The following is a 13,677-nucleotide window of genomic DNA, read 5'->3' on the forward strand; positions in this document are numbered from 1 at the left end:
ATTAGGAATAATTCCTAAAAAATGGAAAATATTATGAATGCTATTTTAAAAAAGTGAATCCTATTGGTAAGAAATTAGTGTTTGATCTCGTCAAGTGCCTTTTTAAACTCTTCCCAGCTCACACTATCATTACCATCCTTACTATATCCGTCTATTAATGCAGAGGCAACCATAGACCTTATAAAACCACTTATTTCTGCTTTTTTCAATAGTTCTTTAATTTCATCCTTTGATAAAGTACCATTACCATCTTCGTCAAAAAAAGCAAAAGCCTGCTCCGGACTATCAAATTCTTGTGTAATTAAGATTTGAAGTTTCTTGAGAATCATATCTTTAGTAGCCATACAAATTTTCTTTTATAATGATGTGAGTAAGGTTTTATACTCGCTTTAAGAGATAAAAGTACAACTTCACTTACTTGCATCAAAAAGATAGTTGGTTATGATGTCAATTTTTCACGAAAGTGAAAACCTTATGATAATGAAAACATTGTTTTAACAGCGCATTAACCGCAATGGGCGAGAGCATGGACTAATTTTGCAAAAAAAAAGTCGCATGGAAAATTATAAAGAACTCTTAAGCCCGTTAAACACTGAGCATTTTAAATTAAAAAATAAGGTGGTAATGGCGCCTCTTACGAGGTCTAGATCTACTGCGGGACATATCCCGACAGATATAATGATTCAATATTATGGTGAGCGTGCCGGTGCAGGACTTATAATAACAGAAGGAACGTCGCCGTCACTTAATGGTGTTGGATATCCTCGTATACCGGGTATTTATAGTCGTGAGCAAGTAAAGGCTTGGACGCCAGTTGCTACTGCTGTACACAAAAATGGTGGAAAAATTTTTATGCAACTTATGCATTCTGGTCGTATATCACATCCAGATAACATGTCTGATGATGCGATAGTATTTGCTCCATCTGCTATTAGACCAGAAAAAACGAAGATGTATGTAGATGGAAAAGGTGAATTACCTATTCCAGAACCTACAGCGATGAGCGTTGAGGATATAGAGTATACCATAGAGGAGTACGTTACTGCTGCAAAAAATGCTATTGAAGCTGGTTTTGACGGGGTAGAAGTTCATAGCGCAAATGGTTATTTATTAGATCAGTTTTTAAATACAGGAACAAATAAGAGAGATGATAACTACGGTGGTTCTGTAGAGAATAGATGTCGCTTTACACTTGAGGTTACAGAACGAGTTGTAGCAGCATTAGGTAAGGAAAAGGTTGGAATTCGTTTATCACCTAATGGAGCAATGAATGATTTAGGACCTTTTGACAGTCAGAAAGAGACATTTGATTACCTATCTGCAAAATTAGAAGAGATTGCACCAGTTTATATACATCTCGTAAACCATGAATCTATGGGAGCACCAGGCTTACCAGCAGATATTAAGAAGAATATACGTGACCGTTTTAGTGGTTTACTTATTCTTAGTGGTGGTTATGATGCTGCCAAAGCAAATGAAGATTTGATAGATAAGAAAGGAGATTTAGTCGCTTTTGGACGTAATTTTATAGCAAACCCAGATTTAGTTAAGCGTTTTGAAAAAAATGCTTCTCTCAATGAGCCTAATCCAGATACGTTTTATACTCCTGGAAAAGAAGGTTACATTGATTACCCAACGCTCCAAGAGCAAAAAGATAACTCATAACGTTTAAACCCTTGCAAAAGGGTTTTTTTATGGAAAAAACAGATAATTATATGACGGCAGACCAAGGTAGGCGTTCTTTTAAAATAAAGGATGTGCCTCGCCTTATGGTTGACACTTATAAAAAATGGATGGCATCAGACCCATTTAAGTTAAGTGCTATCGTTGCCTATTATGCCATCTTATCACTGCCTGCACTTGTTGTTATTATTTTAAACGTTGTAGGAGCTGTGTGGGGTAGAGATATCGTTCAAGGAGAACTACTTGCTGAAATTACTAAAGTCTTAGGACAAGAAACAGCAGAGTCCATAAGACTCATGATGGTAGACCGAGGAGATGAAGAAACAGGTTTTTTTACAGCTACAGTGGGTATTTTAGTGCTATTATACGGTGCAACGGGTGTTTTTTTTCAATTACAGCAGGCGCTAGACACGATATGGGGAGTTAATCTCAATGAGCAAGATGGGATTCTTAATATTATAAAAAGTAGGGCGAAGGGATTTGGATTTATTTTAATTATTGGGTTCCTACTTCTCATCAGTTTTATAGCCACTTCACTACTTAGTGCATTTTCAAATAGACTAGCAGAATTTTTACCAGCCTCTTTAATAAAGTTTATTTTTGTAATAGATATTGCAGTCTCATTTATGGTGATATATACGCTATTTGCTGCATTATTTAAGTTCTTACCCAGCGTTTATGTGCGCTGGAAAGCAGTACGAGTAGGCGCCGGTCTTACAACCATCTTATTTATATTAGGAGAAGTTGCGATGGCATACTATTTTAATACTATGGAGCCTGGTTCTACATATGGAGCAGCAGGATCTATAATCCTCATCATGCTCTGGGTTTCTTATAGCAGCCTGATTTTATTCTTTGGAGCAAATTTTACGAGAGTATATGCAGACGCATATTATAATGAAGCGCGCCAGTTAAAGACAGGAATAGGTTTCAAAAGATTTCAACATTTTAAAAAGAAAGAAGAATAGTTACGCTTTCGCGAAAACTACCAATTAATAATAAACTAAATAACCAAATATGACAGAAGTAAAAGCATATGGCGCTCAAGATAAAGACGCCGACTTAAAAGAAATGACAATAAAACGTCGTGATACACTTGCTACAGATGTAAAAATTAAAATTACATACTGTGGAGTTTGTCACAGTGATATACATACGGTAAGAAGTGATTGGGGACCAGCAATGTACCCAGTAGTTCCGGGACATGAAATTGTAGGAGAAGTAATAGAAGTAGGATCTGATGTCACAGGATTTAAAAAAGGAGACGTAGTAGGAGTAGGGTGTCTAGTAGATTCTTGTCAAGAATGTTCATCATGTAAAAGTGACCTTGAGCAATTCTGTAAAGAAGGAGCGACATGGACTTACAACAGTAAAGACAAGCATACAGATGGGCACACCTTTGGAGGGTATTCTCAAGAAGTAACTGTAGATCAAAATTTTGTACTTAACATACCAAGTAATTTAGATATTAAAGCCGTTGCACCTTTATTATGTGCAGGTATTACTACATTCTCACCGTTGCACCACTGGGGTATCAAGGAAGGAATGAAAGTAGGAATTGTAGGTCTAGGTGGTCTTGGTCATATGGGAATTAAGTTTTCTCATGCTATGGGAGCAGAGACAGTAATGATTACAACTTCAAAAGGAAAAGCCGATGATGCAAAACGCCTAGGCGCAGATAGCGTTCTAATCTCTAAGGATGAAGATGCTATGACAGAGCAACATGGAACTTTTGATTTTATATTAAATACAGTACCTGTAAGTCACGACATCAATCCATATTTAGCATTGTTAGGCGTAGATGGAACTATGTGTATGGTAGGAGCGATAGAGCCGTTACCAGATGTTCATGGTGGTAATCTTATTATGGGACGTAAAAGTGTTGCAGGTTCTCTTATAGGAGGTATAAAAGAGACACAGGAGATGCTCGATTTCTGTGGTAAGCACAACATTGTAAGCGATATAGAAATGATTGATATGAAAAATATTAATGAAGCTTATGAGCGTGTACAAAATAACGATGTAAAATATCGTTTTGTAATTGATATGGATACCCTACAATAGGTGTCTTATTTATTAAAAAGTTGTAAAAAGCGAGCTATAATGGCTCGCTTTTTATGTTTTTAACGTCTTTTAGTCCATTTTTAACGATTACTTAGCGGTCATTCTTTTGTGTCCTGTTGATATTTGTAAAAAAAAGAATTATTATGTTTTTCAACAAAACGATACTGTTAGGAGGTTGCATTGCTGCATTCGTTACGCTATCATCTTGTGATCATAAACAACGAGGTCAAGAAATACGCGAGGAAGCACAACGCGAGATTCTCCAAAAGAAACTATCAGAAAAAGCTCTTAAAGAACAGATCATCATTGAAGATAATAAGGTTCATGGCTTAGTTTCTAAAATTAACAATACCGAGGAGCTTTCAGAATTTGAATCTCAAATTAAGGAACTAGAAATAGATGAATGTTTAGTAAATCAAGGGTCTTTTACTGTGTTTGCCCCAAATAATGAGGCATTTGACAATAAAAATTTAAGAGTTTTAAATAAGAAATCTAGTGATTATAATAAGGTTGAGGCAAAAAGCGCACTTAAGTATCACGTAGTTCAAAATAAGTGGACTACAGAAAAACTTGAATCAGAAATTAAAAAAAGTGGAGGCTCATTAGAGTTGACTACCCAGAATGGAGCTAGCATCCATGCGACATTAAATAAAACAAACATCATCCTTAATGATGAAAGTGGTCATACTGCTAGAATACTCACTTCAGATATGAGTGCCTCAAATGGCTCTTTATATATTATAGATAGCGTTTTAATGGCTGACTAGCCTACCAATTTCTCCTTTACTTATCTCCATCTCATAGATCATTTCGTTCTGTATTTAGGTAGTGGTTACTATTTATGTTGCCTACAAAATTTACATTCCGCAGCTCAAAAACTTCTAAAAAACTCTTGCTTGGTTATGGTTTCTATCACGCTTTCGCGAAAGCGTAACACACAACAATGTTAAAATTTTAATAGTAGGTTGATACTATTTAACAGAAGATTACGTCGTCAAATTATGTTAAAAGCGATTATCGGCGTTAATTTGTTAAAGCTTATCAAATCCTCTATTTTCATTGTCAGAAGAACAACAGTCTATCCCAAAAAAGCCTAAGAGAAAGTATCGATGGCTTCGCATTATTGGTCGAATCTTACTGATCATACTTTTCATATTATTCTTAATTATTTTATTCATACGAAGTGAGTGGGGACAGAATATTATAGTTTCTAAAGCAGTTACCTATTTATCTGAGAGGACAAATACCAAAGTTGAACTAGAAAGGGTGTTTATCACCTTTGATGGTGATATTGCGGTAGAAGGACTTTATATAGAAGATAAGAAGGGTGATACACTGGTTTACAGCAGATCATTAGAGGCAAATATCCCGTTTCTTCCCATAATACAGGGTTCTGGAATAGGAATTGAAGATGCACAGTGGGAAGGCGTCCGTGCAAATATCATAAGAAAAGATAGTATCTCTGGATTTAACTTTGACTTTATTACAGAAGCATTTGCTAGCCCATCAACTGCAGTGGTAGATACCACTACGACAAAGCCTCTTGATATAATTTTAGGAGATCTTTCCCTAAAGGATTTTGACATCACTTACAATGATGGTGTGACAGGAATTACGAGTAGCTACGTATTTGATGTTCTTGAAGTAGAGATGGATATTGTAGACCTGGAAGCAATGAAGTTTACTGCTACTAGCGGCTTGATAACAAATGGACGCTTTAATATTTATCAAGTTCCAATACCTGCAGATCCAAATGCAGAAGAAATTCCGTTACCATTTTTAGCGTTTGACGAGTTAACGCTTAACAACGTTAGCGGTAATTATACTGGTACAGAGGCAGGAATCGATTTTGACTTCGATTTTAAACAACTATATGCCGAAATCCCAAAGGCAGATTTTAATACGTTTACCATAGATGTAAATACAATCAATATTGCAGATAGCAAGTTGGGTATTGATATGACTACTGTTGCATCTGGAACAAATAATGAAACGGTAGCGAGTTCCATTTTTCCGGCTTACACTATTCAAATAAACGAAGCGCTAATAAAAAATACAGATATTGCCTATACAGTAGATGGAGCAACTCCTTCTAAAGGTGTATTCAATCCCAATGCTGTTATTCTTGAAGATATCGCCTTTGATGCATCAAATACATTTTTAAAAGATTTTAAAGCGGGTAGCACAATTGCTCATCTTTCGGGTTATGAATTTAGTGGTATCCATCTTAAATCTTTGGCAACAGATTTTATTGTTTCTGAGCAAAATCTAGCTATCAATGATTTAAAGCTTCAGTTAAATAATAGTGCTTTAGATGGTAGTATATCAATGAATTACCCTTCATTTGAATCACTAACATCGCAACCTGAAAAGGTAACTCTTAATGTCTCAATACCAAGCGTTAAATTTAATGTTAAGGATGCTTATCGATTTCAGAAAGACTTAGCAAGCAATCAATATGCAAGCGCATTAAGCAAGCAATTAATAACTGGATCTGTAAATGCATCAGGATCGTTGGCTTCACTTGATGTTCCATCATTTCGTATGAATTGGGGTAAAGAATCAGCGATTTCGGCAAGTGGTTCTCTTAGTAATCTTAATGATGTAGATAAGCTCTACATGAACTTACCAAAAATACAAGCACAAACAAGCAAGAGGGATATTTCAAAGTTTGTAAGTACAGACTCGCTTTCAATTAATTTACCTGAGAAGTTGAAACTAGTAGGGAATGCAAAAGGTAGTATTGAGGATATTATAGCGAACGCAACAATAACTACAAGCCAAGGTGCAGCAACCATAGCTGGTAGATTTAAAAATAGTAACACAATTGCATTTGAGGCAGATCTTGCTGTGCAGGAATATGCGATGGGAGAATTATTGGGTAATGACCAATTAGGAGCACTCACCTTATCTGTTAAAACTAGTGGATCAGGAAGTACCGTAAATACACTCGATGCTAGTATAGATGCTACTGTAAATACTTTCCAATATAATAAGTATGCTATTAAGGGCCTTAACCTTAAAGGTCAAGTCACAAATGGTAAAGGGGCATTTAAATCTACTTATAAAGATGAAAATCTTAATATGACGTTAGATGGATTAGTAGTGTTAGATTCTATAGCTCCTGAAGCCTCTATAGATCTAGACATTATAGGAGCAGATCTTCAAGCGCTTGGTCTCATGCAAAGAGATGTGCGCACAGGTTTTAAACTAAAAGGAAATTTTAAGGGCAATGCAACGAGTTATGACGTAACTGCTACGATGGATGATGGTATTGTTGTTTATGATGACCGCTCATACCTCATTGGGAACCTAGATGGTACTGCGAGAGTTCGCCCAGATAGTACCTCAGTTACTTTTGATAATAAAATCATGAATCTTGATTTAAAATCAAATGCAGATCCAGCACGCATAACAACAGCACTTCAAGATCACATTTATAGCTATTTCTTTAGAGATGTGGCTGTTGCAGATACACTGGTGAATCCTGTAAATCTTATTCTTAAAGGAAAAATTAGACAGTCGCCTTTGCTTAATGAAGTGTTTTTAGTAAACATGAAAGATCTTGACACGGTATCCATTGATCTAGACTTTGCACAAGCAAAGCGTGTATTAAAAGCTTCTATTAAAGCACCACATATTAATTATGGAGGTAACGAGATCGATAGTCTTGCTTTTGTAATGAATACAGATAAGGATGATTTCAATTTTAATCTGGGCTTTAAAGGAGTAACAGCTGGTCCACTTGCAATTCAGCGTACAGAGATAAGCGGTAATCAGACCAATAATGAGCTAGCATTAGATTTTCTTGCCTATGCCGGAGGAGAGAAGCTTATACAAGTTCAATCTGAAATTACTGGAAGTAGAGATAATCTCCGTTTTCAAGTATTGAGAGATAGTTTGATTTTTAATAAAAAACAATGGGGAATCCCAGTTACTAACGAAGTCCTCATCACAGATAAAAAATTATCCTTTAACGATTTTCGCTTTAAGCGAAATACCCAATCGGTAGAGATTACAGATAAGCTTCCTACCATTGAGAAAGACCATATTGCAATAGACTTTAGGAATTTTAAGATTAGCGAATTCTTAGCTTATCTCAATCCAAATGAGCAACTAGCTACTGGAAATCTTAATGGCGATCTGGTATTAGAAGAGCCTTTTGGAGATTTAGGTTTCTTGGCAGACTTATATGTGCAAGAGCTTGGTTTATTGGGAGAGAATCTAGGTACAGCAGAGCTTACAGGTAGATCACTTAATGGAGATCGCTATGACTTTAACTTAGGCGTGCAAGGTGGAAGTGTAGACCTTGATTTGACTGGTGATTATGTAGCAGATGTAGATGGCGCATTAATTAACATGGATCTCGATATTAACGAGATTAAAATGGAAGCTATAGATGGCTTCTCACTTGGAGAGCTCAAAGATGGCTCAGGAAGTCTTGAGGGTAATTTTAAATTAAATGGGGCACTTGCAAGCTTAGAATATCAAGGATTTTTGAGGTTTAAGAATGCTGGATTTATAGTGTCAAAGCTTAATGCTCCTTTTTCTTTAAAGAACGAAACAATCTCCTTAGATAACGATGGAATCTCAATGTCTAATTTTACAGTATTAGATGAAAAACAAAACACACTTGTAGTCTCTGGGCTCATTGGTACGGAGAGTTTTATTAACCCATCTTTTGATTTAACAATCAACGCAAAAGATTTCCAAGCTTTAAATGCTAAGCCAGAAGATAATGACTTCATTTATGGTACGGCTATTTTTGATGCAAAAGCAAGTATCAAGGGGGATTTACAAATTCCAATTGTTACAGTAGACGCGACAGTAGGAGGTGCTACAGATGTCACTTATGTGATGCCTACGGCGGCAGCAAATATAGAATCTAGTGACGGAATTGTTGTTTTTGTAAATCGTGAAAATCCAGATGCCATACTTACAAGAACAGAAGAGGAGACCGGAACAATTACAGGTTTTGATTTTAAAGGACTTTTTAAGGTAAACAAAGAAGCGCAAGTAACTGTTCTTATAGATAAAGAAACAGGTGATAATCTTAAAGTACAAGGAGAAGGAGATTTTAATTTTACATTACAACCTAATGGTAGAATGACCCTTACGGGTGTCTACGACGTAACTAGTGGTCAGTATGAAATGAATCTTTACAATCTAGTGAACCGCACATTTAAATTAGATCCTGGTAGTAGAGTAAGCTGGTCTGGTGATCCATTTGATGCAAAACTTGATGTACGTGCTGTATATGAAGTTGAGGCTTCTGCATCACCTTTAATGGCAAGTGCAAATGCAGGAGCAGATCCTGCTCAAAGTAGTAAATACAGACAGCAGCTACCATTCTTAGTATATTTAAATATAGATGGCGAACTACTGAGTCCAAAAATCAATTTTGCACTTGATTTGCCAGAAGACGAGCAAGGCGCCATAGGTGGTCAAGTTTATAGCCGTGTGCAGCAAGTAAACCAGCAAGAAGGAGAGCTCAACCGTCAGGTGTTCTCATTGCTGGTATTAAATAGATTTTATCCAGATTCCAATTCTGATGGTAGTCGTGGTGGTTTTGCAAGTATTGCAAGAGATAACTTGAATGACGCTCTATCGGATCAGCTTAATATTTTTTCAGATAAGTTGTTGGGAAAAACAGGATTTCAACTTGATTTCGGATTAGATAGTTTTACAGATTATCAAGGAACCACACCACAAGAGCGTACACAGCTAGATATTGCAGCACAACGCAAGTTTTTTGGTGATAAGCTTACAGTACGCGTAGGTAGTAGTGTCGATGTAGCAGGAGAGAGTGCTTCTGGCGAGAGTAACCCGCTTATTGGGAATGTGAGTCTTGAATATGAGCTTACAGAGGATGGTCAATACCGTCTTAAAGGTTTTCGTCGTAGTGAGTTTGAGAATGTAATAGATGGACAAACGATTGTAAGTGGTATTTCACTTATATTTCAGCAAGAGTTCAATAAATTTAGTCAGCTGTGGGATGCTATTTTAAGAAAGAAACAGCAGCAGCTTGTAGAAGAGGAAAAAGCTAAGAAAGAAGCGACTCCACCTGAGGAAACTATTGAAAACAATAAAAACAACTAGCACGTGCAATACCGATTATCTACATATTTTTCAGCTCTAGTTTTGATTGCTTTTTGCGCATCTTGTAGTGTTGAAAAGTACATTCCAGAGGGAGAACGTTTATATACTGGCGCTGAAATTATCATAACGCCAGATAGCACCATCACAAATCAAAGTTCGCTACAAACAGAGCTTGAAGGTGTGCTGCGACCTACACCTAATTCTAAAATCTTAGGAGGTTATCCTTATTTAAGTGTTTACTACAAAGCACAGCGTGAAAAACCAGGAGTAATCAATAAATGGCTTAATAAAAAGATAGGAGAGGAGCCTGTTTATCAATCTGATGTAGAGGAATTTGAAGTAGAATCATTACTACGTAACAGACTAGAAAACCGCGGATTTTTCTATAGTACGGTGAGTTCACGCTTTCGCGAAAGCGAGACAAAAAAAAGAGCCTCCATCACCTATGATTTGAAAGTTCCTACGCCATACCGCATGGAGACGTATCAACTTGATACATTATCACCGCCTATTTATAGAGAGATGATAAGCACGGTGGCTTCCTCACCGCTTGAAAAAGGCATGAGATATGACTTGTCTAATCTTAAACTTGAGCGCGATCGCATTGATTATCTCCTTAAAAGAAAAGGATATTACAACTTCAATCCTTCGTTTTTAATATTTGAGATAGATACCAATCAATACAGCAATAAGCGTTTTGATATGTTCTTGAAAATTAAGAAGGATGTGCCTAATAAAGTCATTGTTCCTTACAAAATAAGCAAGGTAAATGTGTATCCTAATTATGCGCTAAAAGACACATTGCAATCTGATGTGGTTCGCTTTGATAGTTTAAATTTTATTCAAGAAGAGCTTTATTTTAAACCTAAATACCTTGCGCCATTTGTACAACTTGAAGAAGGTCAATTGTACCATCCAGATGTCTCCCGTAACACTGCGCGACGCCTGTCTACTATAGGAGCCTATAAATTTGTAAATATCCAGTATGACGAGATTGATAGCTTGCGCATAGATAGCTTGGGTATTCTTGAGGCAAATATTTATTTGTCGCCATTAAATAAAAGAGCCATACGAGCAGAAGTGCAAGCAGTGACTAAATCCAACAACTTTGCTGGACCAGGACTAGCATTAACTTATAGCAATAGAAATCTTTTTAACGGTGGAGAGATTCTTAATATCACAGGATCTGCAGGATACGAAGTACAACTAGGAGGAGGTGAGTCATTAAGTAGTATAGAGTTAGGTCTGGCTAGCGAACTCGTATTCCCAAGAGTGATATTTCCTATTGATATTTCAACAGATTTTTTTGAGTATAATATCCCAAAAACGGTTGCAGCACTCGGCGTGGATTATTTGAGTCGTTCTAAATTATACACCTTATTATCTGGTAATGTGGGATTTGGCTATGTGTGGGATGCAAATAGATATGTCACACACCGTATAAATCCTATTTCTGTGAGTTATACGAGACTCTCTAATACCACGACAGAATTTGAAGATATACTCACTGAAAATCCCTTATTGAGACAGAGTTTTGATCAGCAGTTTATTGCTGGGCTCAATTACAGTTTCACCTATAATGGGATGGTAGATGCGCAAAAAACACATCAAATCTTTTTCAATTCTAATTTTGAGCTTGCAGGTAACGCCGTTAGTTTGCTAGGTAAAGATGATGCAGACACTCAAAATAAGACATTTATAGGACTGGAATATGCGCAGTTTGCCAAGCTAGATGTAGATTTTAGGTATCATTTTAATATGGCAAATGAGCAGAAAATCGCAACGAGACTCTTTGCAGGATATGGTTATGCGTACGGCAACTCAGAGATATTACCATTTGTAAAGCAATACTATTCTGGTGGGCCATATAGTGTGCGCGCCTTTAGAATACGCTCATTGGGGCCTGGAACATCTTCTGGAAATCAATCTAGCGGAAACTTCTTTGATCAAATAGGAAATATAAGGCTAGAAGCAAATGCAGAGTACCGTTTTCCAATTTTCAGTTATCTCAAAGGAGCCTTTTTTGTAGATGCTGGAAATATTTGGAACAGTACAGAAAATGAAGATCTTGAAGGTAAAGATAAGTTCACCTCAGATTTTATTAATGAACTTGGAATAGGCGGTGGCTTTGGTCTTAGAGTAGATGTTCAGGGCTTTGTGATCCGTTTTGATCTCGCAGCTCCTTTTCATGATCCATCATTACCAGAGGGCGAGCGATGGGATTTCAAATTTGACGAACCTATTTTTAACTTTGCTATTGGATATCCATTCTAAAACAATCTCGCTTTCGCGAAAATGTGAAACAAACTCTTATTAGTAAGCAATCACGTCACAGCTAGGGGATTTTTATAGTACAAGAATTATCAAACCAACAGACCAAACAATACATACTTACCTTATTTTTGAGTTATGAATCAAACTGACCAGAAGATTTACATCATAGGCGCTGGAATAAGCGGCCTTGTTGCAGCTATTAACTTAGAGAAAAAAGGCTACGCACCCATAATTATTGAAGCTACAGATCGCATAGGAGGACGTGTAAAAACTGATATTGTAAAAGGATACCAGCTAGATCATGGTTTTCAAGTGCTACTAGAAAGCTACCCGAAAGCCAAAGAGTATCTTGATTACAAAAAACTTGAATTACAATCCTTTTTACCTGGAGCTACTATTTATAAAAATAGAAACTCGCAATCTATAGGAGATCCTACACGTAGTCTCAAAATGCTTATCCCGACTATGAGCTCATCTATAGGCACACTAGGGGATAAGGTTAAAATTTTAAAGCTTAATAAAAGTCTTAAGAAGAAATCACTAGAGGATATTTTTGAAGAGGAAGAAACAACCACTTTAAAGTATTTGCAAGATAAAGGCTTTAGCAAAGCGATGATAACAGATTTCTTTAAGCCGTTCTTTAGTGGGATATTTTTAGAATCTTCACTAGAAACATCTAGTAGGATGTTTGAGTTCGTTTATAAGATGTTTGGTACTGGTATGGCAACATTGCCAAAAGCTGGAATAGGAGCTATACCAAATCAATTACAAGAGCAGCTAGCGACTACTCGGATTAGACTAGACACCGCCGTTAAGGAAGTGTCCGGGCAAACAATCACATTGGAAAATGGCGAGGTGCTAGAGAGTGACTACATCATCATTGCAACAGAAGCAAGTCATATAGTTCCCAACCTGAGAGGTCAAGAGACTCCTTGGAAATCATGTGCAAACTTATACTTTGAAACAGATGCTCCCAAAGACCGTAAACCACTCATTGGTCTTGTGGCAGATGAGAATACAAGAATTAATAACATATTCTATCACGACACCTTAGAAACAGCTACAACTGGTCCCAAAAGTCTATTATCTGTTACCGTAGTAGATGATAGCGATTTGAGCATAGAAGCGCTTATCGCTATGGTATCGTCAGAGCTTAGTACTTATTGCGGTATAAAAGGAGCTACTTTTCTCAAATCTTATGAAATAAGAAAAGCATTACCTGAGCTTAGCAATCTCCGTAACAATTGCGCGCCATCAGAAACGCAGCTTACCAATAACATTTTTCTTGCTGGAGATCATTTATTAAATGGTTCATTAAATGCAGCAATGGTTTCTGGGGAGAGAGCAGCAGAAGGGGTAATCGAAAAAATAGAAGGTCTACTAAAGTAATTTTAGGAACCTAAATTAATACCTGAAAGAGGCGATGATTTTATAATCATCGCCTCTTTTTTGTGCAATACATTCTGGATGTAGAACTAGTAAGTTTCGGAATATTCTAAAGCAGAATAGAGAGCAAAGTGGACTTAATTTTTGAATCCTCAGACTCAATAAATAATG

At 36.7% G+C, this 13,677-nt stretch carries 8 protein-coding genes; 7 read left to right on the forward strand and 1 reads right to left on the reverse strand.

The window, feature by feature from the left end; all coding sequences use genetic code 11:
• Positions 1 to 74: 74 nt before the first annotated feature.
• Entirely contained in the window at positions 75 to 344 is a 270-nt protein-coding gene (locus tag ACJJVW_RS14580) for an EF-hand domain-containing protein (protein WP_298324987.1), read from the reverse strand.
• 211 nt (positions 345 to 555) lie between these two features.
• Between ACJJVW_RS14580 and ACJJVW_RS14585 the strand changes: the two genes are divergently transcribed.
• The 7 genes from ACJJVW_RS14585 to ACJJVW_RS14615 all read left to right on the forward strand — a co-directional run bounded on the left by ACJJVW_RS14585 (position 556) and on the right by ACJJVW_RS14615 (position 13,509).
• On the forward strand, positions 556 to 1,665 hold the full coding sequence (locus tag ACJJVW_RS14585) for an alkene reductase (RefSeq protein ID WP_405252808.1): 1,110 nt from the start codon (positions 556 to 558) through the stop codon (positions 1,663 to 1,665).
• Between the two features lie 29 nt (positions 1,666 to 1,694).
• The gene (locus ACJJVW_RS14590) at positions 1,695 to 2,651 is read left to right on the forward strand and encodes a YihY/virulence factor BrkB family protein (RefSeq protein ID WP_405252810.1); all 957 of its coding nucleotides are present in this window, start codon (positions 1,695 to 1,697) and stop codon (positions 2,649 to 2,651) included.
• 49 nt (positions 2,652 to 2,700) lie between these two features.
• Positions 2,701 to 3,747, forward strand: a complete 1,047-nt coding sequence (locus ACJJVW_RS14595) for an NAD(P)-dependent alcohol dehydrogenase (protein WP_405252812.1) — start codon at positions 2,701 to 2,703, stop codon at positions 3,745 to 3,747.
• A gap of 143 nt (positions 3,748 to 3,890) precedes the next feature.
• On the forward strand, positions 3,891 to 4,514 hold the full coding sequence (locus tag ACJJVW_RS14600) for a fasciclin domain-containing protein (RefSeq protein ID WP_405252814.1): 624 nt from the start codon (positions 3,891 to 3,893) through the stop codon (positions 4,512 to 4,514).
• A gap of 292 nt (positions 4,515 to 4,806) precedes the next feature.
• Positions 4,807 to 9,846: a translocation/assembly module TamB domain-containing protein gene (locus ACJJVW_RS14605; protein ID WP_405252816.1), complete on the forward strand. Its 5,040-nt coding sequence runs from the start codon at positions 4,807 to 4,809 to the stop codon at positions 9,844 to 9,846.
• Between the two features lie 3 nt (positions 9,847 to 9,849).
• Entirely contained in the window at positions 9,850 to 12,120 is a 2,271-nt protein-coding gene (locus tag ACJJVW_RS14610) for a BamA/TamA family outer membrane protein (protein WP_405252818.1), read from the forward strand.
• A 135-nt stretch (positions 12,121 to 12,255) separates the two neighbouring features.
• Positions 12,256 to 13,509 (forward strand): NAD(P)/FAD-dependent oxidoreductase, encoded by a 1,254-nt coding sequence (locus tag ACJJVW_RS14615; RefSeq protein ID WP_405252820.1) that lies wholly within the window; start codon positions 12,256 to 12,258, stop codon positions 13,507 to 13,509.
• The last annotated feature ends 168 nt before the right edge of the window (positions 13,510 to 13,677 follow it).

It is taken from the genome of Dokdonia sp. Asnod3-C12 (genome assembly GCF_045063975.1).
Lineage (GTDB): Bacteria > Bacteroidota > Bacteroidia > Flavobacteriales > Flavobacteriaceae > Dokdonia.